Source organism: Pseudoflavonifractor phocaeensis (assembly GCF_038439875.1).
Taxonomy (GTDB): Bacteria; Bacillota; Clostridia; order Oscillospirales; family Oscillospiraceae; genus Vermiculatibacterium.
In genome coordinates, this window is record NZ_JBCDMT010000006.1 from 1 (window position 1) to 24,136 (window position 24,136).

General features: G+C 60.4%; 21 protein-coding genes. 17 read left to right on the forward strand and 4 right to left on the reverse strand.

The window, feature by feature from the left end; all coding sequences use genetic code 11:
* Positions 1 to 235 precede the first annotated feature (235 nt).
* The gene (locus AAEU42_RS11880; RefSeq protein ID WP_342233779.1) at positions 236 to 1,243 is read left to right on the forward strand and encodes an O-antigen ligase family protein; all 1,008 of its coding nucleotides are present in this window, start codon (positions 236 to 238) and stop codon (positions 1,241 to 1,243) included.
* A gap of 42 nt (positions 1,244 to 1,285) precedes the next feature.
* Complete coding sequence (locus AAEU42_RS11885; RefSeq protein WP_342233780.1) at positions 1,286 to 3,001, forward strand: WG repeat-containing protein; 1,716 nt, start codon at positions 1,286 to 1,288, stop codon at positions 2,999 to 3,001.
* 27 nt (positions 3,002 to 3,028) lie between these two features.
* Here AAEU42_RS11885 and AAEU42_RS11890 read toward each other — a convergent pair whose 3' ends face one another.
* The gene (locus tag AAEU42_RS11890) at positions 3,029 to 3,277 is read right to left on the reverse strand and encodes a helix-turn-helix domain-containing protein (protein ID WP_342233781.1); all 249 of its coding nucleotides are present in this window, start codon (positions 3,275 to 3,277) and stop codon (positions 3,029 to 3,031) included.
* Positions 3,278 to 3,520: 243 nt separating this feature from the next.
* On the opposite strand from AAEU42_RS11890, the gene AAEU42_RS11895 reads away from it, so the two are divergent.
* The 7 genes from AAEU42_RS11895 (at position 3,521) to tuf (ending at position 12,925) form a co-directional block, all read left to right on the forward strand.
* Positions 3,521 to 6,937: an S-layer homology domain-containing protein gene (locus tag AAEU42_RS11895; protein WP_342233782.1), complete on the forward strand. Its 3,417-nt coding sequence runs from the start codon at positions 3,521 to 3,523 to the stop codon at positions 6,935 to 6,937.
* 95 nt (positions 6,938 to 7,032) lie between these two features.
* Entirely contained in the window at positions 7,033 to 7,713 is a 681-nt protein-coding gene (gene sfsA / locus AAEU42_RS11900) for a DNA/RNA nuclease SfsA (protein ID WP_342233783.1), read from the forward strand.
* A 351-nt stretch (positions 7,714 to 8,064) separates the two neighbouring features.
* Entirely contained in the window at positions 8,065 to 8,307 is a 243-nt protein-coding gene (locus AAEU42_RS11905) for a L7Ae/L30e/S12e/Gadd45 family ribosomal protein (RefSeq protein WP_342233784.1), read from the forward strand.
* Positions 8,308 to 8,390: 83 nt separating this feature from the next.
* Positions 8,391 to 8,813, forward strand: a complete 423-nt coding sequence (gene rpsL / locus AAEU42_RS11910; RefSeq protein WP_342233785.1) for a 30S ribosomal protein S12 — start codon at positions 8,391 to 8,393, stop codon at positions 8,811 to 8,813.
* Positions 8,814 to 9,017: 204 nt separating this feature from the next.
* Positions 9,018 to 9,488, forward strand: a complete 471-nt coding sequence (rpsG, locus tag AAEU42_RS11915) for a 30S ribosomal protein S7 (protein ID WP_342233786.1) — start codon at positions 9,018 to 9,020, stop codon at positions 9,486 to 9,488.
* Between the two features lie 14 nt (positions 9,489 to 9,502).
* Positions 9,503 to 11,611, forward strand: a complete 2,109-nt coding sequence (gene fusA / locus AAEU42_RS11920; RefSeq protein WP_342233787.1) for an elongation factor G — start codon at positions 9,503 to 9,505, stop codon at positions 11,609 to 11,611.
* Positions 11,612 to 11,722: 111 nt separating this feature from the next.
* Positions 11,723 to 12,925, forward strand: coding sequence for an elongation factor Tu (tuf, locus tag AAEU42_RS11925; protein ID WP_342233788.1), 1,203 nt, complete (start codon positions 11,723 to 11,725; stop codon positions 12,923 to 12,925).
* Between the two features lie 122 nt (positions 12,926 to 13,047).
* On the opposite strand, the gene AAEU42_RS11930 is transcribed toward tuf, so the two are convergent.
* Both AAEU42_RS11930 and AAEU42_RS11935 read right to left on the reverse strand, forming a co-directional pair.
* The gene (locus AAEU42_RS11930; RefSeq protein WP_342233789.1) at positions 13,048 to 13,698 is read right to left on the reverse strand and encodes a nitroreductase family protein; all 651 of its coding nucleotides are present in this window, start codon (positions 13,696 to 13,698) and stop codon (positions 13,048 to 13,050) included.
* A gap of 33 nt (positions 13,699 to 13,731) precedes the next feature.
* Positions 13,732 to 14,316 (reverse strand): TetR/AcrR family transcriptional regulator, encoded by a 585-nt coding sequence (locus AAEU42_RS11935; RefSeq protein WP_342233790.1) that lies wholly within the window; start codon positions 14,314 to 14,316, stop codon positions 13,732 to 13,734.
* 197 nt (positions 14,317 to 14,513) lie between these two features.
* Between AAEU42_RS11935 and AAEU42_RS11940 the strand changes: the two genes are divergently transcribed.
* The 7 genes from AAEU42_RS11940 to AAEU42_RS11970 all read left to right on the forward strand — a co-directional run bounded on the left by AAEU42_RS11940 (position 14,514) and on the right by AAEU42_RS11970 (position 22,602).
* A complete protein-coding gene (locus tag AAEU42_RS11940; protein ID WP_342233791.1) occupies positions 14,514 to 15,068 on the forward strand; it encodes a helix-turn-helix domain-containing protein in 555 nt (184 codons plus the stop codon).
* Between the two features lie 214 nt (positions 15,069 to 15,282).
* On the forward strand, positions 15,283 to 16,155 hold the full coding sequence (locus AAEU42_RS11945) for an alpha/beta hydrolase (RefSeq protein ID WP_342234025.1): 873 nt from the start codon (positions 15,283 to 15,285) through the stop codon (positions 16,153 to 16,155).
* A gap of 29 nt (positions 16,156 to 16,184) precedes the next feature.
* Entirely contained in the window at positions 16,185 to 17,621 is a 1,437-nt protein-coding gene (nhaC, locus tag AAEU42_RS11950) for a Na+/H+ antiporter NhaC (RefSeq protein ID WP_342233792.1), read from the forward strand.
* 47 nt (positions 17,622 to 17,668) lie between these two features.
* Positions 17,669 to 19,015, forward strand: a complete 1,347-nt coding sequence (locus tag AAEU42_RS11955) for a D-serine ammonia-lyase (RefSeq protein ID WP_342233793.1) — start codon at positions 17,669 to 17,671, stop codon at positions 19,013 to 19,015.
* A gap of 301 nt (positions 19,016 to 19,316) precedes the next feature.
* Positions 19,317 to 20,168 (forward strand): mechanosensitive ion channel family protein, encoded by an 852-nt coding sequence (locus AAEU42_RS11960; protein WP_342233794.1) that lies wholly within the window; start codon positions 19,317 to 19,319, stop codon positions 20,166 to 20,168.
* A gap of 3 nt (positions 20,169 to 20,171) precedes the next feature.
* Positions 20,172 to 20,741: a hypothetical protein gene (locus tag AAEU42_RS11965; RefSeq protein ID WP_342233795.1), complete on the forward strand. Its 570-nt coding sequence runs from the start codon at positions 20,172 to 20,174 to the stop codon at positions 20,739 to 20,741.
* A gap of 463 nt (positions 20,742 to 21,204) precedes the next feature.
* Positions 21,205 to 22,602, forward strand: coding sequence for a hypothetical protein (locus tag AAEU42_RS11970; RefSeq protein WP_342233796.1), 1,398 nt, complete (start codon positions 21,205 to 21,207; stop codon positions 22,600 to 22,602).
* 129 nt (positions 22,603 to 22,731) lie between these two features.
* Here AAEU42_RS11970 and AAEU42_RS11975 read toward each other — a convergent pair whose 3' ends face one another.
* Positions 22,732 to 23,202, reverse strand: a complete 471-nt coding sequence (locus AAEU42_RS11975) for a DUF4830 domain-containing protein (RefSeq protein WP_342233797.1) — start codon at positions 23,200 to 23,202, stop codon at positions 22,732 to 22,734.
* A gap of 91 nt (positions 23,203 to 23,293) precedes the next feature.
* Between AAEU42_RS11975 and AAEU42_RS11980 the strand changes: the two genes are divergently transcribed.
* Complete coding sequence (locus AAEU42_RS11980) at positions 23,294 to 24,007, forward strand: pseudouridine synthase (RefSeq protein WP_342233798.1); 714 nt, start codon at positions 23,294 to 23,296, stop codon at positions 24,005 to 24,007.
* Positions 24,008 to 24,136 lie beyond the last annotated feature (129 nt).

Here is a 24,136-nt window from a genome sequence, read left to right on the forward strand (position 1 = left end):
ACAAAAAGGACTGGTCAATGACCAGTCCTTTTTTGCGTTTTGATTGACTTTCTCTGGCTGGAGTGTTATTCTGATACTACGAACACGGAATAAATGAGAGGATGTAACTCCGATGCCCCAATTTTTGGCGGTAGTAGCTTGTACTGCAGTTCTGGTGCAGGGCGGCTATTTTCCGGCGTTTTTTTTATGGGCAGGTGTGTCCCTGGGAATTGCCATATTGATAAGCCGGCGGGAATTGCGCTGCCCCAGACCGCTGTGGTTTTTGCTGGTGCTGGCCGGATGGTATCTTCTCTCCAGCCTGGTGAATGGACCGGCCGCTCCGGGGCTTTCACAGGCGGCTCTGCCGCTGGTGTGCTGTCTCTTTGCGCTCCTCTGTTTGTCCCTGGAGGTGGGGGAGCGGCGGGAGCTGCTGGTTTGGGTCTGCCGGTTCGGCGGCGGGGCCGCCATCGCCGCCCTTTTGGCCTTTTTGGGGATCCTTCCTATCCCGGGAAGTGTGACCGCCCAGCGGCTTCAATTTACGTTTCAGTACGTCAACGCCGCCGCCGTCTGGTTTGCCGCAGTGCTTCTCCTGCGGGGGGAACTCCGCGACCCGTGGGTGAACCGTCTGAGCCCCTTTGTGGCGGCCGCCCTGCTGCTGACCCGGTCCGCAGGGGGGATCGGCGCTTATCTTGCCATTCAGGCTTTGGTTTTGCTGGCCCAATATGGGAGGAAGAACTGGAAAGCCTGGGTCGTATCCGGAGCGGCGGTCCTGGTGGGCGCCGCCGCCGTGGCGACCCGCTTTCACCAGGCGCTCGGCACCTTTCAGGAACGGCTTGTGCAAAGCATGGATGGATTGCGAGGGATGCTGGCCGCTCCGCTGTTTGGCTACGGTGCCGGGAACTGGCCACAGGTGAAGGAATTGTTCCAATCCTACGATTACCGGGCCCAGGTGGTCCACAACAGCTATGTACAAGCAGGGGTGGAGGCGGGGTTCCCCGCCCTGCTGTTTTTGGCGGCGGCCGTGGTGTTGGCGCTTTTCCTCCTGAAGGGGAGCTCCCCGGCTTTGAAAGGGGCGGCTATCCTGATCCCGCTCCACGCCGTGATGGACTTTACCCTGTGCTTTTTTGCGGTGGACGCGCTGGCCATCGCCGCCGTTGCCCTGGCCGCGGGAAAGACCGGTAAGCCTCTGCCCAGGTGGCTGGCCCGGGCGGCGGGCGCTGTATGTTTGGTATTTTTTATCCTGCTGATCGTCTTGCGGCGGTGAGCGGGACAAAAATAAAAAGAGGAAACGAAAGAGGGAAACAGTATGAACAAGTGGAAAAAGTTCTTGGCGACCGCTTTGACGGCGGGCATGATTCTGGGGCTGATGCCCACGACGGCCTGGGCCGCCGCGGCCAGAGTCATCGTGGAGCCCACCTACGTCTATGGGCAGGTGTACAACTTCGACGCCAACAACACCGCCCAGGTGAGCGACGCCGAATGGAAGCCCATGACGGTTACCGCCAGCGACGCCGGCCTGACCGCCGCGCCCGCCAGCAGCCTGAGCGCCTATCAGGATGAGGCCACCGGAAAGTACGGCTATCGGGACGAGAACGACAAGATCGTCATCTCCGCCGCCTATGACGACATCTTCACCTGGAGCGCCGACGACTCCGTAAAGCTCCTGATCGTCGACAAGGACGGCAAGGACGGCGCCATCGACCGGAAGGGCAAGACGGTCATTCCCTTCCAGTACAGCTACCTGTGCCCCGCCTATGGCACCGATGGCAAATATTATGAGGCCATGACGGAGGAAGGCTGGGGCGTGCTGGACGCCAGCGGCAAGACGGTCATTCCCACGGTCTACGATTATATCACCAATTATGACGAGCTGCCCGGCGGCGTGCCCGTCTTCTGGGCAAGCCAGGGAGAAAGCGACGTCCTGGTGAGCGCCGTCAACGGCCAGCCGGTCTTTACGGTCCCGGCGGAGGTCTATGTCAGAGGAGACTTTAACGGCGGGAACCTTGTGGATGTGTGGAACAGCGCTATCCAAAAGGGCGGCTATATGGACGTTACCGGCAATCTGGCCGTGCCCTGCATCTTCGACGAAGTCCGTTCCTTCGTGGGCGATCTGACCTACGTGGGGATGAACGTGGAAGACAGCTATGACAGCAAATTTGCCGTGATGAACAGCCAGGGCGTGCTGCTGACCGACTATATCTACGACTATCCCTACGAGCTGTCCGGCGGGGACGGCCTTATTTCCGTGCGGGATCCCGAGACAAAGCTGTTTGGCTATATGAACGCCGCCGGCATGGTGGTCATCCCCTGCCAGTATGACACGGTGAGCAATTTTACCAACGGTCTGGCCGTGGTCAGCACGTATGATGCGGAGACCTACAACAACTCCTTCGGCATCATCGATACCACCGGCGGCATCGTGCTGCCCATCCAGTACGCCGATATCGGCGGCTCCTGGGAGAGCTACGACGGCGTGTCCGACTACGTGTGGATCGCCCAGCGGGTGGGCTATGAAAAGTATTACGGCCTGGCCAAGATCGACCGCACAGCGGCTTCCACCCCCGCCCCGGTGGAAAATCCCACCGCCCCCACCGCCGTGCCCACCAGCTACCCCGTTATCCTGGACGGCCAGCAGGTGGCCTTCGACGTCTACGCCATGAAGGACGCCAACGGCAACGACACCAACTACTTCAAGCTGCGCGACGTGGCCTTTAAGCTCAACGGCACCCCCGCTCAGTTCAACGTGGGCTGGGACGGCTCCGTCACCATCACCACCGGCGCGGCCTACGAGGCCAACGGCTCCGAGATGTCCGCCCCCTTCTCCGGTCCTCAGAGCGTCAGCGATGTGAAAACCACCACGCTGGTCAACGGCATTGAGACTGCGCTGGAGACCATCACCCTCACCGACGCCGGAGGCAGCGGCTATACCTATTATAAGCTGCGCGACCTGGGCGCCGCCTGCGGATTCGTGGTGGACTGGGATGCCGCCGCGGGCGCCATCGTCATCAATACCAAGGCCTGAACCTGAAACGAAGAAAAAGACAGCCGCTTAGCGGCTGTCTTTTTTTCGTGCTTTACCGGCGGGAGGGTAGGGCTCCGCCATGTCGGTCCGGCCCAGGAGATAATCCACGCTGGTGCCGTAGAGCTCGGCGATCTCCGCCAGCAGCTCGGGCACGATGGAGTTGACCCCATTTTCATAAGCGGAGTAGGTTCTCCGGTTAATGCGAAGCAGGTCTGCCACCTGCTGCTGGGTCCAGTCGTGATCCTCCCGCAGAGAACGTATTCTCGGATAAATCATGTGAGCCTCCGAAATCAAGCTTTTCTTTAGTATATACGGCGGAAATTCCGGCATTTGATTTTGGCATGATTTCTGCCGTTGACTTATGGCAGAATTTCTGCCATAATATGTTAAGGACGGACGCAAAACGGGAATTGGCAGAGAACAACGGGAATAAAAAATAACTTTTTCCGGCAATATTGGGAAAAAAGTTCCGCCTTTCCCACGGGGTGCGCCGCTGTTACAACAAAGGAGGGTATATTTATGAAACGCGCAAAGATTCTGTCCCTGCTTTTATCCTTTGCCCTGCTTCTCTCTCTGGTGACCCTTCCGGCCGCCGCCGGAGACAAGGGGGCCTTTCCCGATGTGGAGGGCCATTGGAGCGAGGAATCTGTGGGGCGCTGGGCCGGGTATGGGGTCCTGAACGGAGATGAGAACGGGACCTTCAGCCCGGATAAATCCATGACCAGAGCAGAGTTTGCCACGATGCTTGTGAATCTGATGGGCTATACCGAGAAGGCCCAAAACACCTTTCAGGATGTGGCGGCCGACGCCTGGTACGCGGATGCCATCCTTAAGCTGGCGGCCGCTGGCGTGGTGAAGGGCGACGGCGTCAACGCCAACCCCGACGCGCCCATCAGCCGGGAGGAGGCCGCCGTGCTCCTGTGCAGGGCCATGGGGATCGAGCCCGGCGGAGACGCGGGGCTGGAGTTTGCGGACCGGGGCGCCGTGTCCCCCTGGGCCCAGGGGGCGGTGGCCGCCCTGTCTGAGCGGGGCATGATTTCCGGCGTGGGGGAGAATACCTTCGCTCCCGGCCTGGATATCACCCGCGCCGCCGTGGCAAAGATGGTGGACAACATGGTGGCCGCCTATGTGGTGGACGACGCCGCGGAGCTCACCGGCGAGATCAATGGCGTGGTCATTGTGGCCGCCAACGCCGACGTGGTCCTCAAGGACGCCGCTTTGAGCGAGAACCTGATCGTCGCCCCCAAGGCTGGGGAGGCCGTCGTGACCCTCGCGGGCAAGACCGTGGCCGAAGGCAAGATCCTGGTGGACTCCGCCTCTTCCAGCCTGACCGTGGAAAAAACCGCCGCCGCGGGCGATATCATGGTATCCGCCCCCAAGGCTCAGGTGGCGGTGGAGGGCAAGGCGGGCTCCGTCGCGGTCTCCGGGCGTGCCGGCGGCGCCAGCCTTACCGTGGCGGAGACCGCTTCCGTGGACAGCGTGTCTACTGAGGCCGCCGGGACAAAAATGGAAGTGGCCGGGGAGGTAAAGGCCGTGGCCGTGGCGGAGAGCGCCGCCGGCGCGGACATCACCGTGTCCAAGGGCGCCAAGGTGGACAGCGTGGCCCTGGAGGCCGAGGGGGCCAAGCTGGCTGTGGCCGGCGCCGTCAAGAATGTGGAGGTGGCCCCCACCGCTTCCGGCACCGCCCTGACCGTAGAGAAGGGAGCCACCGTTTCCAAGCTGGAGACCTCCGCCGACGGCGTGAAGGTGGACGGCAAGGGTAAGGTGGAGAACATGACCGTCACCGCCGGTGAGGGCGTAAGCGTCTCCAAGGATACCTCCGTCAAGGTGGAGAATAAGGGAGACAGCACCGTCAGCGTGGGTGACAAGGACGTGAAGCCCGGCGGCAGCGGCACCGGTTCCGGCACCACCGGCTCCGGCGGCGGCTCCAGCTCCGGCGGCGGCTCCAGCTCCGGCGGCTCCTCCCATTCCCACAGCTACGTGGACGGGATATGCTCCTGCGGAGGGATCGACCCAGCGGCGGCCCAGGCCGACAGCGAGGAAACGCTGGCCGCCGCCCTGGCGGGGGAGGCGGGCACCATCGTGCTCACTGCCAACATCACCACCGCGGCCCAGGTCAATGTGACCCGCGCCGTCACCATCAATGGAAACGGCAAGACCCTGACGGCCAGCAGCCGGGCGGGGGAGGCGGCCCAAAAGGCCGGTATCCTGGTCAGCTCCGGCGCCAACGCCGTCAAAATCACGAATCTGACCGTATCCGGCCCCAATACCACACCGGCCGGCAATGGCGAGAAAAAGTGGGATGACGGCGAGTACGGCATCAAGGTCTATGATTCCACCCAAGTCCTGCTGGACAAGGTCACCGTGACGGCTGCAAACGCCGGGATCCAGGTGAACTCCGCCACGGTGGCCCTGTCCGGCACCGTCACCGTCTCTGGAAATGAGTGGGGCGGGATCGAGGTGTGTAAGAGCGAGAGCGGCGACGCCCTTCCCGCCGGTACGCTGAACATCAACGGGGCCACTGTGGTCTGCACCGACCAGGATATCCCCGCCGTCTGGATCGACGGCACGACTGCGGACGCCGGTATTGTGAACGGCGCAGAGAAGCTCTATACCTATACTACTCCCGCCCCCAAGCCGCAGATCTACTACTTTACCGACACGGCCTGCGCCGGAGCCGCGGCGGCCGTTACCGGACGGGCGCTGTACACCGGCCTGGCCGCCGCGATGGCCGCCGCGCGGAGCGGCGACACGGTAAAGCTGCTGAAAGACACAGCGGTGGACGCCGGTGCGCTGACCGCCGCCTGGAACAGGACCGCCGAAATGGAACTGACCCTGGATCTTGGACAAAAGACGCTGACCGTCACCGGCCAGTCCAGCGTGGCCCTGGGATATGGGGACAGCCGGGTGCCGCAAAACACGGTCTCAGACCAGAAGGGCTTCCAGGCGGACTATACCATCAAGAACGGTTCCATCATAGCGGAGAATACAGCGGGCGGTACCATTGCCAACTTTGTCGTGGAGACAGGCCAAAAGCTGACCCTGAACGGGGTGGACGGAGACATGCGGTTCCGCGGCAACGGCAGTGCCTTCTTTGTCCGCGGCAGGGACGCCGCTTTGACTGTCATAGACAGCAAGATCACCTCTACCGGGGTTTATGCCGTTTCCACGAACGCCAACAATGAGGTCAACTACGGCGTCAAAATTGACATCAGGAACTCTGAGCTTGTCACCGACTCGAGTGACGGGGACAACTGCGCGCTGTGCGTCAACGTTCCGGCCACCGTCACCATTGCGGATTCGAACATTACCGGGGAGAGGCAGGCCGTGCTTATTCGCGCCGGTACCGTCACGATGACCAACTGCACACTGACGGCGCAGGGGCTCCAATACAATCCCGGCCAGGGAAACCTGACCAAATTTTATGAGGAGGACAAATGGGGCGGCGGCGATGAAGTCCCCTACGGCGCGCTGGTGGTCGGTCGCGGCGTCGGCACCGGCACCTCCTACCCGGGACCCATCGAGCTGACCCTGGATAAATGTACTTTTTCCTGCTCCGGGGCGGCGGAAGAGCTGAAAGATTATGAAAGCGCCGTCTATATTGCCAAATGCGGCGGCAGCAACACGCTCACCGTGACCGCAAATGACTGCACCATCCTCGACGGCAATGTGATTGTCAAAGATGTCCCGTTTGGCTCCAATCCCTTTCAAGATGCGGGCGGCAGTGAGGTTACGATCTATGATAGTATCGCGGCGATGAAAGAGGCCAACGTCCAGGGGACTGCCGAGACCGGGAACGACCTCGGGATAGGTGACCCCGCCGGGACCGGGGAGCCCGCCGAGAGCGGAAATGACCCCGGGAAGGACGACTCCGCCGGGGTCGGAACGCCCGATGCGGCCGGGGAGCCTGCGCAGGCGGAAGACTCCGCCGCGTAAGCCTCACCGTTTGGGGTATTTTGTCTATCCGCCGCTTTGCCTTCCTTTTCATTTTCCCGTAATTGTGGTACGATATCCGGCAGGAAGGTGAAGAAATGCGCTATCCCAATATACACAAGGCCCGGTTCCTCGCCCGGCCCAACCGTTTCATCGCCCGGGTCCTCCTGGAGGAGGAGGAGCTCACCGTCCACGTGAAGAACACCGGCCGCTGCCGGGAGCTCTTAGTGCCGGGGGCCCCGGTGTGGCTCGTCCGTTCCGGCAACCCGTCCCGTAAGACCGCCTACGACCTGGTGGCCGTGGAGAAGGCCGGGCGGCTTATCAATATGGATTCCCAGGCCCCCAACGCCCTCTTCGCCGAGTGGGCCCGAGCCGGTCATTTCGTTCCCGGACTCACCCTTCTGCGCCCAGAGACCACCTGGGGGAATTCCCGCTTTGACTTTTACTGGGAGGCGGGGGCGCGGAGGGGATTTACGGAGGTAAAGGGCTGCACCTTGGAGGAGGACGGCTGGACCTACTTCCCGGATGCCCCCACGGAGCGGGGGGTCAAGCACCTGGAGGAGTTGGCCCGGGCCAGGGCCGAGGGCTTCGAGGCCGCGGTCTGCTTCGTCATCCAGATGGCGGATGTGGACGGCTTTTCCCCCAACGACCGTACCCATCCCGCCTTTGGCGAGGCCCTCCGCCGGGCCGCGGATCAGGGTGTGGAGGTGCTGGCCCGCCAGTGCGCCGTGTCCCCGGGAGAGGTCTGGATAACCGGCCCGGTGGAAATAAGATTGTGATTTGCAGGATTGTGAATGACCGGCAAAAAAACAATTTCGGGATTGATATAGGGCGTAAAGAGGGCTGCGCGACGCGCAACAAGGCAAAGGCGCCGGGACTTTCTGTCCCGGCGCCTTATTTCTTGCGGTCCGGTGAAAACGCGCATGCTTCCGGGAGAGAGGGAGCGTGATTTTTATGGGGAGAGGCGGCTCGGAGGGAGCCGCCTCCCCTTTATGCGGAGGGCGCAGGTGAAAATTTTTTGTCGATCGGAATTTCCTTGACTTCACAGGGGGTATATGGTATAATTCCAACTTGCGCAGGTGTTTCCCCAAGGGGGCATTCTGCCCATTTCCAGACAGGAGGCCGGCTGAATGCTCACGGAACTTTCCACAAATGAGATCGTCGTGGGTGCCAAGCAGGTCAAGCGGGCCGTGGAAGCAGGCACCGCCCGGCGGGTCTTTTTGGCCTCCGACGCGGATCCTCGGGTCGTGGACCCCATCGCCGCCGCGTGCGGGGAGAAGGGACTGCCCACCGAGACCGGCTTTTCCATGAAGGAGCTGGGCAAGGCCTGCCAGATCGCCGTTGGCGCGGCTGTGGCCGCCATCCTGGCGTAAGCGCTCTATTTTGGTTTTAGCGGGATATTTTAACTCTTATCCTGTTAAAATATAGAATCAACAAGAAAGAAAGGAGGAAAATCATGCCTACGTTTAACCAACTCGTCCGTAAGGGCCGTCAGCAGGCGTCTTTCAAGTCCAACTCCCCCGCCATGCAGTTCGGCCTGAACACCCTGAAGAACAAGGCCACCGACCTGCCCTCTCCTCAGAAGAGAGGTGTCTGCACCGCTGTGCGTACCTCCACGCCGAAGAAGCCGAACTCCGCGCTTCGTAAGATCGCCCGTGTGAAGCTCACCAACGGCTACGAGGTCACCGCCTATATCCCCGGTGTGGGCCACAACCTGCAGGAGCACTCTGTGGTTATGATCCGCGGCGGCCGTGTCAAGGACCTGCCCGGCGTGCGTTACCACATCATCCGCGGTTCTCTGGACACTCAGGGCGTCAGCGGTCGTATGCAGGCCCGTTCCAAGTACGGCGCCAAGCGGCCCAAGGCCGGCAAGAAGTAATTTTTCTTCGGAAAAATTACGAACCATTGAAGTGAACTGTTGCGCGGCACGCGCAAGGCAGCAGCCTTGCTAAAGAGCGCTTATTTATATAGGCGTTTCTTCGGCGGGCACTGGACAAGCAGGCACTTGTCTTACACGGGACGCCCGGGCGCGACCCGGCGTTTCGAGTACCTATGAAATCATATTATGAAGGAGGGAAGCAAAGTGCCCAGAAGAGGAAACGTACCCAAGCGGGAGATTCTCCCCGATCCTATTTATAATTCCGTTCTGGTGACCAAGCTCACCAACAGCATCATGCTCGACGGCAAGAAGGGTATTGCCCAGAAGGTCGTCTACGGTGCTTTTGACATCATCCAGGAGAAGTCCGGCAAGGACCCCCTGGAGACTTTCACCACTGCTCTCGAGAATATCATGCCTTCTCTGGAAGTCAAGGCCCGCCGTGTCGGCGGCGCCACTTACCAGGTGCCCATCGAGGTCCGTCCCGAGCGGCGGCAGACCCTGGGGCTGCGGTGGCTGACCAGCTACTCCCGCAACCGCAGTGAGAAAACCATGAAGGAGCGGCTCGCCGCTGAGATCATGGACGCCGCCAACGGTGTGGGCGGCGCGGTCAAGAAGCGTGAGGACGTCCACAAGATGGCCCAGTCCAACCAGGCCTTCGCCCACTACCGCTGGTAATAAGGAGTTAAAGTATGCCTAGGAAAGTTACCTTAGAGAATACCCGGAACATCGGTATCATGGCGCACATCGACGCCGGCAAGACCACGACCACCGAGCGTATCCTCTATTATACCGGCGTCAACTACAAGATCGGCGAGACCCATGACGGTACCGCCACCATGGACTGGATGGCCCAGGAGCAGGAGCGCGGCATTACCATCACCTCCGCCGCCACCACCTGCTATTGGAAGGGCACCAAGGACCAGTTCCCCCAGACCCGGATCAACATCATCGACACCCCGGGCCACGTGGACTTCACCGTGGAGGTGGAGCGCTCCCTGCGCGTGCTGGACGGCTCTGTGACCGTCATGTGCGCCAAGGGCGGCGTGGAGCCCCAGTCCGAGACCGTCTGGCGCCAGGCCGACCACTACAAGGTCCCCCGCATGATCTACGTCAACAAGATGGACATCATGGGCGCCAACTTCTACCACGTCCTGGAGATGATCCACGACCGTCTGAAGTGCAACGCCGTGCCCATCCAGCTCCCCATCGGGAAAGAGGAGACCTTTAAGGGGATCATCGATCTGGTGGAGATGGACGCCGACGTCTACTACGACGAGATGGGCAAGGACATGCGGGTGGAGGAGATCCCCGCCGACATGATGGAGCTGGCCAAGGAGTACCGGACCAAGCTCATCGACGCCTGCGCCGATCTCAGCGATGAGATCATGGAGCTGGCCCTGGAGGAGAAGGAGATCCCCGCCGACCTGATCCGCAAGGTCATCCGTCAGGGCACCATCGACAACAAGTTTGTCCCTGTGTGCTGCGGCACCTCCTACAAGAACAAGGGCGTGCAGAAGCTGCTGGACGCTATCGTGGACTATATGCCCTCCCCGGTGGACATTCCCGCCATTGACGGCGTGAACCCCGACACCGGCGAGGAGGACACCCGTCCCGCGGACGACGACGCCCCCTTCTCCGCTCTGGCCTTCAAGATCGCCACCGACCCCTTCGTGGGCCGTCTGTCCTTCGTGCGTGTTTACTCCGGCATGCTGAATACCGGCACGTCCGTTCTGAACTCCACGAAGAACCAGAAGGAGCGCATCGGCCGTATCCTCCAGATGCACGCCAACCACCGCGAGGACATCGAGACCGTTTACTCCGGCGACATCGCCGCCGTCATCGGCCTGAAGAACTCCACCACCGGCGACACCCTGTGTGATGAGAAGCATCCCATCATCCTGGAGTCCATGGAGTTCCCCGAGCCCGTCATCCGCGTGGCCATCGAGCCCAAGACCAAGGCTGGTCAGGAGAAGATGGGCCTGGCGCTGATGAAGCTGGCCGAGGAGGACCCCACCTTCAAGACCTGGACCGACGAAGAGACCGGCCAGACCATCATCGCCGGCATGGGCGAGCTCCATCTGGAGATCATCGTCGACCGTCTGCTCCGGGAGTACAAGGTCGAGGCCAACGTGGGCGCGCCCCAGGTCGCCTACAAGGAGACCATCAAGAAGAAGGTCGAGCAGGAGACCAAGTACGCCCGCCAGTCCGGCGGTAAGGGCCAGTACGGCCACGTCCGCATCACTGTCGAGCCCAACGAGCCCGGCAAGGGTTACGAGTTCGTCAACGCCATCACCGGCGGCGTCATCCCCAAGGAGTATATCCCCGCCGTCGATCAGGGCATCCAGGGCGCCATGCTGGCCGGTGTGCTGGCTGGCTATCCCGTGGTGGACGTGAAGGTCACCCTGACTTACGGCTCCTACCACGAGGTGGACTCCTCCGAGATGGCCTTTAAGATCGCCGGCTCCATGGCCTTCAAAGAGGCCTGCCGGAAGGCCAACCCCATCCTGCTGGAGCCCATCATGAAGGTCTCCGCCATCGCCCCCGACGAGTATATGGGCGACGTGATGGGCGATCTGAGCTCCCGCCGCGGCATGATCCAGGGCACCGAGGCCCGCACCGGCGCCACCCAGATCGACGCCCTGGTGCCCCTCAGCGAGATGTTCGGCTATGCCACTGACCTGCGCTCCTCCACCCAGGGCCGCGGCCAGTACACCATGGAGCCCCACAGCTATGTGGAGATCCCCAAGGGCATCGCCGATAAGATCATTACTGAGCGGGGCCGCAAGGACGGCGAGTAAAAGCGATTTTTATATTGCTTTTTCCGGCCCGATACGGTAAAATATTCTCGCATTTCTCTCAGCATTGAACATCATAAACACATATCGTGTATTATAAGGAGGATTATCAAAATGGGTAAGCAAAAGTTTGAGCGCAACAAGCCCCACGTCAACATCGGCACCATTGGCCACGTCGACCACGGCAAGACCACTCTGACCGCCGCCATCACCAAGTGGCTGGCCATGCAGGGCAAGGCCGACTTCGAGGATTACGCCAGCATCGACAAGGCTCCCGAGGAGCGCGAGCGCGGCATCACCATCAACACCGCCCACGTGGAGTACGAGACTGAGGCCCGCCACTATGCCCACGTCGACTGCCCGGGCCACGCCGACTATATCAAGAACATGATCACCGGCGCTGCTCAGATGGACGGCGCCATCCTGGTCATCGCCGCCACCGACGGCCCCATGGCCCAGACCAAGGAGCACATCCTGCTGGCCCGTCAGGTGGGCGTGCCCGCCATGGTCGTGTTCCTGAACAAGGCTGACCTGGTGGACGACCCCGAGCTGATCGAGCTCGTCGAGATGGAGGTCCGTGAGACCCTGTCCTTCTACGAGTTCCCCGGCGACGATATTCCCATCATCAAGGGCTCCGCTCTGAACGCCCTGACCAGCGAGTCCACCGATCCCAACGCTCCCGAGTTTGCCTGCATCAAGGAGCTGATGGACGCTGTCGACAGCTATATCCCCACTCCCGAGCGTAAGACCGACATGCCCTTCCTGATGCCCGTCGAGGACGTCTTCACCATCTCCGGCCGCGGCACCGTGGCCACCGGCCGTGTGGAGCGCGGCGTGGTGAAGATGAACGACACCGTCGAGATCGTGGGCCTGATGGACGAGAAGAAGTCCACCGTCGTCACCGGCATCGAGATGTTCCACAAGATGATGGACGAGGCTCAGGCCGGCGACAACATCGGCTCCCTGCTGCGCGGCATCGCCAAGACCGACATCGAGCGCGGCCAGGTCATCTCCAAGCCCGGCTCCATCCACCCCCACACCAAGTTCCGCGGCCAGGTGTACGTCCTGAGCAAGGACGAGGGCGGCCGTCACACCCCCTTCTTCAACAACTACCGTCCTCAGTTCTACTTCCGTACCACCGACGTGACCGGTGTCATCTCCCTGCCCGAGGGCGTCGAGATGTGCATGCCCGGCGATAACGTGGAGATGGACGTGGAGCTGATCACCCCCATCGCCATCGAGGAAGGCCTGCGCTTCGCTATCCGCGAGGGCGGCCACACCGTTGGTTCCGGCGTCGTCATCGCCATCAACGAGTAATTATTGCTCACGTTTATGAAAAGAGGACCGGCTTTTGCCGGTCCTCTTTTTTTATTTAAAAAGTTATCACAAGGGAAAAGAACAGCGCGGCGGGATAAGCCCCGCCGCGCTGTTCTTTTCTATTACAGGCGCCCGGCGCCGAGCTCAAAATGATACCGGACGATCCCCAGGTCGATGTGGCCGTACCTGCCGGATCCGACTTCAAACTTGGCCTGTTCTCCCTCCAGGGTGATCAGGAAGTCCTGTTTGTTCATGGCGGTGGGAGCCAGCATGGCGGCCGCCATCCCTTTTCGGAACCACTCGGGCATATCCCCTTCGGCCCGGCACAGCGCTTCCAGAGGCTTGGAGCGGTGGGGCACGCCCTGGGACGCGCCGTACCCCAGGGCCAGCACGCATACCAAGGCCTGGCCCGCTCCCACGGCGGCCCGGCAGCGGTTCTTTTTATAGGTGGCCGCCACCCAGCAGGTATTCAGTCCCAGCTGTTGAGCCCGCAGGGCGATTCGCTCCCCGTAATAGCCCAGCGTTTCCTCCGCCTGACCGCCGGCGGGACCCACCAGCGCGATATAGTTGGATACGTTGCGGAAGCCGCCGTAATGGGCCATAAGGCCTTTGAATATGTCCTTGTCTCCCGTGATGAGTTGGATGGACAGCCCGCCCTCCTGGTTGCAGAGGTCGATCTCCTCCCGCAGGGCCGCGATAAGGGAGCCCTCGATGGGCCTGTCCTCATAGCTCCTGACCGAGTGCCGGGCCGTCATTGCCTCGTAAATCGTCATGTTGATTTCCTTTCTGCCGCAGAGCGGCCGGGTCTAAAACAAGGTGATTTTCTCAGAGAGCAGTTTCTCCGTCAGGGCCCCCCAGTCTCCATCATAGTGGAACCCTTTCATATTGGCCATGGCCGCCAACCCGTGGACTGCGGCCCACATGACCAGCAGATCGTCCCGCCGCTCCTCCGGCGGGACACGGCACCGCTCCATCTCCTGGAAGGCTTGGGCCCTGAAGATCCGGAAGGGCTCGAATTCCCCCTCGAAGGAGTCCTCGGTGAGACGGATGCCGAGATTGCCGTTCTCGTAGAGAAAGGAAAAGTAGTGGGGGTTCCGGGCAAAAAAATCCACGTAGGCCCGGCCCATGCGGAGCGTGGCGCAGCCGGTCTGTCCATCTGCGGCCTGCTGTGACAGAATGCCGCAGAACCGTTCGGTCACGTACCGCCGCATCTCCTCCAGAAGGGCCTCGGCGGTGGGAAAGTGGTTGTAGCAGGCGGCGGGGGAGACGTTCAGCCGCCTGGCCAGCTTGCGCAGGGAAAAGTTTCCGCGCCCCTCCTCGTGGATCAGGGCCAGCCCCTCCTCGATCAGCCCGGTCCGCAGGTTTCCGTGGTGGTATGGTCTTTCTCCCATATGAGGACCTCTCTTCCGATGTAAACAGTTGTTAATATGATGGCATAATATCACAAATGTGAACGGGTGTCAATATTGGGAGCTGGATTTCGGGGAGACGGAGCGGGGCGGCGGCATTTCTCCCGCCGGCGGCTTGCAAGGCGGCGGAGGTTGTGATAAAATAAGGAAAAATATGTGAAAGCGATTGAGGTCGTAAAATGGACGAACTGGAGATCGGGAAAAAAGTACGCAATTACCGTACGGCACAAAAAATGACCATCCGTGAACTGGCAGAGGCGACGGGGCTCACCGCCTCGATGCTCAGCCAGATCGAGCGGGATTTGGTCAACCCCTCGATCAACACCCTGAAGTTGATCTCCAAGGTGCTGGGCGTGCCCATTTTCCGCTTTTTCAAAGAGGACATGGCGGCCCGGGACATGATCGTGCGCCGTGACATGCGCAAGACCATCGGACGGCCGGAACACAAGGACGTCATGTATGACCTTCTGACACCGGACACCTCCGGAAACATTGAGTTCTGCCTCATGCGGATCCCGCCGGACAGCGACAGCGCCGACGTCTCCCAGACCCACAGCGGGGAAGAGGTGGCCTATGTGGACGAGGGAGATGTGGAGATCACCGTGGCGGGGGAGTGCTATGAGCTCCACGCCGGTGACAGCATCCGGATTCCACAGTTTACGGAGCACTCCTGGAAAAACAGGACCAGCCAAATGGTGAAAGTCATTTTTGCCATCTCGCCGCCCAGCTTTTAAAGACCGGAAAGCCGCCCCCAATAGGGGCGGCTTTTTTTGCGGCCAAATTTGGCCTGAGGATTCAATTTTTCCTTGGGCAAATCGACAAACTCTCACTTGAGAAGTTATATATAATTAACAAAAATAATCTATACTAATTTTATTTGCGGCAGAACCGTTGACAGAGCAAGGGAGTTAAACTATACTGAACGTAAGAAAGCAATAATTAATTTATATATCTCAAAGCGCCGCATCAAATTGGGCGCAGGCATCAAAGGGAGGATATACGGTGGAAAGATTTGTGACGTGTGAAAGCAATGGCCTGACGCTGCGGGGCATGCTCCATGTTCCGGAGGGCCGGGAGGGGAAGCTGCCTATGGTCGTCCTGTTCCATGGGCTGTTCGACGACCGGTCGGAGATCAACTTTGTCCATACGGAGCTGTCCCGGCGGCTGTGCGAGGCGGGGATCGCCAGTGTGCGCTTCGACTTCGCGGGCAGCGGCGACAGTGACGGACGGTTTGAGGATATGACCGTCTCCCGGGAGGTGGCCGACGGCAAGGCCATCCTGGACTATGTCAAAACCCTGGAGTTCGTGGATCTGGACCGTGTGGCCATCCACGGCCTGAGCATGGGCGGCTGCGTGGCCTCCATGGTGGCGGGGGAACGGGACGCCGACGTCTGCGCCCTGAGCCTGTGGTGCCCGGCGCCGGACGTGGTGTACAACATGCGGGGCAAGGTGCTGTGCGGCCAGGATGTCTCCGACATCGAGGAGAAGGGCTGCGCGGACGTGGAGGGCGTGAAGCTGGGCGTCGGGTTCTACTACGACGCGCTGAAGATCGATCCCTTTGCCGTGGCGGCCAAGTTCACCAAGCGGGTCAACCTGGTGCACGGGGACGAGGACATCACCGCCTCCGCGGACTGTTCCAGGCGTTACAAGGAGATCTACGGAGACCGGGCCCAGCTGCTCATCGTCCAGGGGGCGGAGCACCGGTTTAAATCCTTCGCGTTCCGCCAGGCGCGGATGGATTCGGCTATGCGGTTTTTGACCAGAGAGCTGTTGGGCGAGGAAAAGGGGGTCGGCTCATATCTTGAAACGCCCGTAAAATAGCCAGATGTTGTGTTGAAAGGAAGAGAAGTATGGAAACAGAGAAAAAAGTCAAAGAGCGCAAAGCACCCTCTCCGGCCTTCGCGGTTGGGTCCTTTGTGGTCATCATCGCCGTGCTGGTGATCCTGATCAACCTGAACGTGGACACGACCATGTCCGTGTTCGTGGCGGCCATCATTGCCGCGGCCGTCGCTTTTATCCTGCGCATCTCCTGGGCGGAGACGGAAAAGACCCTGCTTCGCGTGGTGGCGGATTGTATCCCCACCTTCCTCATCGTCATTATGGTGGGCATGCTGGTGGGCATCTGGATGGCCGGCGGCACCGTGCCCTCCCTGATGTACTACGGCATGAAGCTGATCTCCCCCAAGATCCTGGTGCCCCTGGCCTTCGTGCTGTGCGCCCTGAGCGCTGAGTTTACGGGAACCTCCTTCGGCAGTGTGGCCACCATGGGCCTGGCCATGGTGGGCGTGGCCTCCACCACCTCCATCCCCGTGCCCCTGGTCATCGGCGCGGTGGTCTGCGGCGCCTGGTTCGGCGACAAAATGTCCCCCCTGTCGGACACCACCAACCTGGCTTCCGGAGTCAGCCGTGTGCCCCTGTATGAGCACATCAACTCCATGATGTACACCACCATCCCCGCCGCCGTGGTGGCCCTGGTGCTGTTTACCATTGCGGGCCTTGTGTACAGCGGCGGTGAGATGGACTCCAGCAAGGCCGACCTCATCTGCGCTACCCTGACCCAGCACTTCAAGATCAATCCCATCCTCATCCTGCCCGCCGTTCTGGTGCTGCTGGTCTCCGTGTTCAAGCTGCCCGCCCTGCTGGGCATGGGCATCACCGTGGTGGTCAGCGCCGTCTTTGCCATGGTGTTCCAGGGCGTGGGCCTTGTGGAGCTGATGAACTGCGCCGCCAACGGCTTCTCCATCGAGACCGGCGTGGCCCTGGTGGACCCCATGCTCAACCGGGGCGGCATCTCCAGCATGACCGGGCTGCTGGTCACCTTCATGATCGCCAGCGTCATGGGCGGCATCATCACCGCCACCGGCATCCTGGACGTGCTGGCCAAGGATGTGCTGCTGAAGTTCATCAAGAACAGGACCGTCCTCGTGACCGTCACCCTGATCTACTGCTACATCGTCAACTTCCTCACCGCCGGCGGGCAGACCGTGTCCATCATCGTCACCCAGCAGACCTTTGAGGACGCCTTTGACCGGATGGGCATCCACCGCAGGGTGCTCTCCAGGACCCTGGAGGATTCGGGCACTCTGAGCGCGCCCATCGTCCCCTGGGGCGTGGCCACCCTGTTCGTGATGAGCACCCTGGGCTGCGGCACCGAGTACATCAAATTCGCCTGGTTCATCTTCATCGTCCCCATCTTCTCCATCCTCTGCGCCGCCACCGGCATCGGCATCTGGGACAAAGAGGGCAACCCCATGTGGAAGCGGGGCAAGAAAGTGGCGAAGGTCTGATCCGGGGGCATAGAAACTTGTATTTCGCGTAAGGAGAAACAGAACCTATGAAGGTAATTGAAGGTAAGACATTGGAGGAGTGGGAGCGTGCCGTCCCGGTCATCCGGGACCTGACCGCCCTGCGGGAGACCATGTGGCTGGACGGGCACAAGCTCCCGGCGGCCCAGGCCGCCGGGGCGTGCCCCCTGGGGATGCCGGACATCCGGGAGGCTGAGGCCAGGCTGGCCCGCTTTGCCCCCTATCTGGCGAAGGTGTTCCCCGAGACGGAGCAGGCGGGGGGCATCCTGGAATCCCCCCTCCGGGAGATCGGCGGGATGGCCGAGGAACTGGGGGTTGAGGGGACCCTCCTGCTGAAGTGTGACAGCCACCTGCCCGTCTCCGGCTCCATCAAGGCCCGGGGCGGCATCTACGAGGTGCTGTGCGTGGCCGAGCGGATCGCCCTGGAGAGCGGGATGCTCACCCTGGAGGAGGATTACAGGGTCCTGGCCGAGCCCCGGTTCGTGGAGCTCTTTTCCAAGTACGGCATCGCGGTGGGCTCCACCGGCAACCTGGGCCTGTCCATCGGCATCATGAGCGCCAAGCTGGGCTTCCGGGTCACGGTCCACATGTCGGCCGACGCCCGGCAGTGGAAGAAGGACATGCTGCGCAGCAAGGGCGTCACGGTGGTGGAGTATTCGGACGATTACAGCAAAGCCATCACCGAGGGGCGGGCCCAGGCGGAGAAGGACCCTTGCTGCCACTTCGTGGACGACGAAAACTCCAAAAACCTCTTCCTGGGCTACGCGGTGGCGGCGCTCCGGCTGAAAAAGCAGCTGGAGGAGCGGGGGACTCCCGTGGATGAGGCCCATCCGCTGTTTGTCTACCTGCCCTGCGGGGTGGGCGGCGGTCCCGGGGGTGTGGCCTTCGGCCTGAAAGAGGTCTTTGGCGACCACGTCCACTGCTTCTTTGCCGAGCCCACCCACGCCCCCTGTATGACGCTGGGCATGGCCACCGGCCTCCACGCCCAGGTGTGCGTCAACGATTTCGGCATCGACAACCGCACCGCCGCCGACGGCCTGGCGGTGGGGCGTCCCTCTCAGTTCGTGGGCAAGCTGATAGAACCCTTCCTGTCCGGGTGCTATACCATTTCCGACGAGCACCTGTACCGTCTGCTGACCACCCTGGCCGACCGGGAGGGGATCCATCTGGAGCCCAGCGCCCTGGCCGGGATGACCGGTCCCGGATGGATCCAGGACAGCAAGCCGGGCAAGGAGTACCAGCGCCGGGAGGGCCTGACCGGCAGACTGCCGGAGGCGACCCACATCGTCTGGGCCACCGGCGGCAGCATGGTCCCGGCGGCGGACTGGCAGGCGTATTATCAAAGAGGCAGGCAGCTTCTTGCGGACAACGCGTAAAAACCGCTTCGGCGCGGGGCCGCCCTCAGAAAGAAGCGCGCGGCTTCCCTGTGCCCTTTCTCAATGAGTGCTGTAAGGAACCCCGGCATCCGTCAGGATTGCCGGGGTTCCTTTTGCTTTCTCTGGAAATGCCAAAGGAAAGATTTTGCGTGCCCTCTGTGGCGGTTTTTCCGTTCTGGGTTCAGTCCTTGCGGGCCGGGGGCCTCTGCCTGTGACCAGAAATTCATTGCTTTTTTACCGGTTCTGACGTAAAATAATCGGTATTGAACACCATCGACGGGAAAGGGGGGAGGCGCGGGACATGCCGAACGGAACAGATTCCACTGAGACCACGCAGACGGTTTGGAATATCCTGACCCTTCTGAAAAAACAGCTCATCAGCTGGGAGAGCCTGCTGGAACTGGCGCTTCTGCTGGCGGTGTGCCTGATCGCGGTGAAGGTGCTGATGGCTCTGGCCAGGCGGGCCATCTCCCGGACATCCCTGGATAAGAGCGCCCACCGGTTCCTCCTCTCGGCCCTGCGGGGGGTGCTGCTGCTGGTGGTCCTGTGCGTCCTGCTGGGCTATCTGGGGATCCCCACGGCCTCCCTGGTGGCGGTGCTGGGCGTGGCCGGACTGGCGCTGTCCCTGGCCCTCCAGGGTATCCTGGCCAACCTGGCGGGGGGCTTGATGCTCCTGGGGTCCAAACCCTTTACGGCGGGGGACTACGTGGAGGCCGGCGGGGTCAGCGGCACCGTGGTGGAGATCGGGCTTGTCTACACCAAGCTGAGCACGGTGGACAACAAGATCATTTTCGTGCCCAACGGGGAGATCTCCGCCAAGACCATCGTCAACTATACCTCCGCCGACAAGCGTCAGATCGAGCTGAAGTTCAGCGCCTCCTATGACGCGCCTCAAAAGACGGTAAAAGAGTGCATCGCCCGGGTGGTGGGGGAGCACCCCAAGACCCTGCCCACGCCGGAGCCCCTCATTCGGGTCTGCCGGTACGGCGACAGCTCCATCGAGTATATCCTGCGGGTCTGGTGCGCCACCGAGGATTACTGGCCGGTCTACTACGACCTGCTGGAACAGGTGAAGGAGGCCTTTGACGGAGCCGGGGTGGAGATGACCTATAACCATCTGAACGTCCATTTGCGAAAGGAAAAAGGAGAATAGACCATGGGAAGTAACACGAGCGCCGCCGGGAAGGGCCTGCGGCTGGTATTCTGGGGAAATCTTCTGCTGGTGGCTTCGGCGGTTCTGGCCTGTGTGGCGGCTCTGGGGCCGGTGATCACCGTCCTGTACGTGGCCGTCGACCTGATCGGCCTGGTTCTGTCGGCCCTGGGGCTGGCCAAGGCTATGTCGGTCCACGGGGGCTACCGCACCGCCCTGTTCTTTATCCTGATCGTGCTGGTCTGCGATGTGCTGGCCGCCATCACGGGGAGCTGGGTCTACCTGCTGCTGCGGGCCGTTTCCGCCATCGTGTCCTACATGGGCATGGCCTACGTCTGTGACTCCACCGTCCAGCTGTGCATGGGCGAGCGGGGGATGGCCGATTTGGAGGACAAGGCCCGGAAGATGTACCTGGGCTGCGCCGCCGTGGTGGTATTCTGCCAGCTTTTGAGCGTGGTGAACGCCCTGGGGGACATGGGAGGCTTTATGAATCTGCTGTCCCGTGTGGTGCAGGCCATCGGGTGCATCTATTACATGTACTTCCTCCATCTGGGGAGCAAGGCCCTGGCGAGATAAGAAAAAGGGTGCCCTGAAAAGGAAATGCCATGTAAAAAGGAGTCAGTTTACAAACTGGCTCCTTTTTTGTATTTATAAGGGCGAGAGGCTATTAGGCCGGGGCAAATGTTGATACACCCCATTATAATCCAACGAAAAAGAGGGGAGTGCCCAGGATGATCTATCAATATGACTGGATGACGAATCAGCCCTGAAAGACTTATTGAGGGAACAGGCGTGAAGCAGGTCATTCTTAAAAATACCGCTTTGGATTTCAAATGAACAAACTTAACTATGACATAATTTGTAAGGGATTGACAAATCAAGTCGAATTTGGTATTATGTAGGTGCCGGCTGGATAGCGGGCAGGTAAAACATGCACCTGGATAGGTTCTGGAAATATTGTAATTATGTATTTCAAGAGCCGACTTGTATAGTTGGCTCTTTTTGTTTCCAGAACCGCAATAGTGAAAGGAGACAAAACATGTTGAACAGAAACACAAGCGTCATTATCAAGTTCGATTTTTCCACTGAGCAGACAGTCGGAGAAATCACCAAGATCGTCGGGCTTACCAAGGCCAAGTATCTTATTCCTGTCATTGATTCCCTGGACCTGGAGGCAAATCCTCGTTCTTCCAAAACCGGCCCTGTAACCGATGCGATTCAGGAATCGATCGAAACAGATCCCGATGTTTTCCCCTTTAAGACAAAAGGCATTCTGCTCGCAGCGTCTCAGTATGAACGGCTGGATAGAGGCCGCGTCAAAGTAACTCCTGATAATCCTAATATTGAGGGGATTCTGGACGGTGGTCACAATGCGCTTGCCATCGGCCTGCATATCCTGAAAAAGGCGATGGAGCATGGGGAGGTGTCTTTCCCCAAGGGGGCAAAGACGTGGGACGAGTTCAAGCAGCTGTGGCAGGCGAACCGGGATGTGATTGATGAGTATCTGGATGCCGTGAGAAAAGATCCTGATATCGGCAGTCTGAACTTTTATGTGCCGGTTGAGCTTCTGGTTCCCCGCAGTGCGGATGAACTGGCCTCTGTTGAAGCATTCAAAAACGACCTGCTGGAAATCTGTGCGGCAAGAAACAATAATGTGCAGCTGCAAGTATCCGCCAAGGCAAACCAGCTGGGGTATTTCGATGCATTGAAGTCCCTCATGGATAAGCGCAATCCTGCCCTCAGCAATCGAATCGAGTGGAAAACCAATGATGGCGGCGACATTAAGGCGCAGGATATTATCGCGCTGGCATGGATTCCCTTGAACCTTATTACGCCGGTCAAGGACACAAACGGGAGAACGCTTGAACCCGTCCTCGCACAGAATATTTATCGGGGAAAAGGCGGCTGTCTGAAGCAATTCGAGAAGCTGATGAGCTCTCCGGAAGTTACTGCTGAAACTTCTGGGGATTACAAGCGGGAGCTTGAAAATCTCGAAGTGGGTTCTGCATTTAAAATTGCGGTTGAGCTGCCTGAACTTTACGATTATATCTATGCGGTGTTCCCTGAGCTGTACAATGCCGCCGGCGGCAGCTACGGACGAATTACCGCCGTTAAAAAGCTGAATGAAAAGCGGAAAGACAAGAGGACCCCGTACACCGATGTCGAGATTGAGACCATTAGTCCCGAGGGGTTTATTGTTCCGCTGGTGTATGGGCTTCAGGCGTTGATGGAAAAATATGAGGACAACGGGCGAAGCGAGATCCGCTGGACGCATACGCCAAAGATTTTCCTTCAGAATAATCTGAAGAAAATCGTTGCTCATTATGCGGGCATTTTTAGTATGTGTGACTATGATCCTCAGAAGATCGGCAAAAATCCTCAAAGCTACGCGCAGGCGCTGGCCGGTTTCAAAATGGCCATTGCAGGTATCCTTTAATCATTAACTGCCAAGAAAAAAGACCCCCGCCCACTTTCAAAAAGTCGGGCGGGGGTCAACTGCTTTGCTGAGCAAAACAGCTTCCTGCTTATCTCGATTACATTGTTTGGAAAGGGCGCCCTTTCTGTGTTATCCCGGCATGGCCAGGCCGTGAAGGAAATCCTCGCCCACGATCTCACCGGCCACCACCGTGTTCTTGCAGATCAGCAGGTGGGCCTGGACCCCGGCCTCCCCGGTGGGATAGTTCAGGATATCGTAAGTGTAACGCTTGATCCGCTTGCCCGCGTACTTTGTCAGGTCGAAGCCCTGGTCCGCCTGGAGGGACATGTACTGGTCGTACTCCGGACCAAACTCCTTGGGGAGCTCCAGCTCCTCCACCTCCGCCGCGTCGTCCGGCACCTGCCAGCCCCAGGCCGTGAGGTAGGCCGCCCGGTCCTCCGCCGTCTTGACCCCTTTGGGGCTCACTGCGGCGGAGGCCGCCGTTCCCCTCGTGCCCAGGAATACGGCCGCCAGCACCGCCCCGCAGAGCACCACCGCGCCCACCAGGACCAGCGCCGTCTTGCGCCGGTCGATCTTTGCTGTCCAAATAAACACCGCCATCGCCCCTTTATTCAGCCTTGCTCAATTTCTATGGGAAATGGGGCGGAAATATGATAAGATAGAGCCAAAGAAAAAACAGGGGGGCGGCATCGTGGAGCGCCTGGATAAGATATTGGCCAATACCGGCCGGTGGTCCCGGAAAGAGGCCGCCGAGCTGATCCGCACCGGACGGGTGACGGTGGACGGGGCCGCCTCCCTCCGGCGGGAGGAGAAATTTTCCGAGGGGGCCCGGTTTCAGGTGGACGGGGAGGAGCTCTCCGGGGAAAAGCGGGTGTACCTGATGCTCCACAAGCCGGCGGGCCTGGTCTCGGCCACCGACGACCCCAGGCAGCCCACCGTCCTCTCTCTTCTGCCCGAGCACCTGCGGCGGGTGGGGCTCTTCCCGGCGGGACGGCTGGACAAGGACACGGTGGGCCTGCTGCTTCTCACCAACGACGGCGCCCTGGCCCACGGCCTTCTCTCCCCCCGCCGCCACGTGGAGAAGACCTATCTGGTGCGGGTAGACGGGGCGCTGGACGAGGGGGACGAGCGGGCCTTCCGGGAGGGGATGACCCTCCAAAGCGGCCTGCGCTGCCTGCCCGCCGGGCTGGAGCGGCTGGGCCCGGGGGAGGCGCTGGTGACCCTGTGGGAGGGGAAATACCATCAGATCAAGCGGATGATGGCCGCCCGGGGAAAGCCGGTGGTGTACCTCAAGCGGCTCACCTTCGGCCCTCTGGTTCTGGACGAGGCCCTGGCCCCCGGCCGGTGGCGGGAGCTGACCAGGGCGGAATTGGAGGCCCTCCGGGCCGCCGGTGGGACAGGATAAAATGAGATTCGGCATTTTCCACAAAAATCTTTCAATTTGCTATTGAAAAGGGAGAAAAAAGCCGTTATAATAAAAGGCGTTGAGTGTTGTAAACCAAAGATTGACCGCCCGGGTGGGAATTAAAGCAAG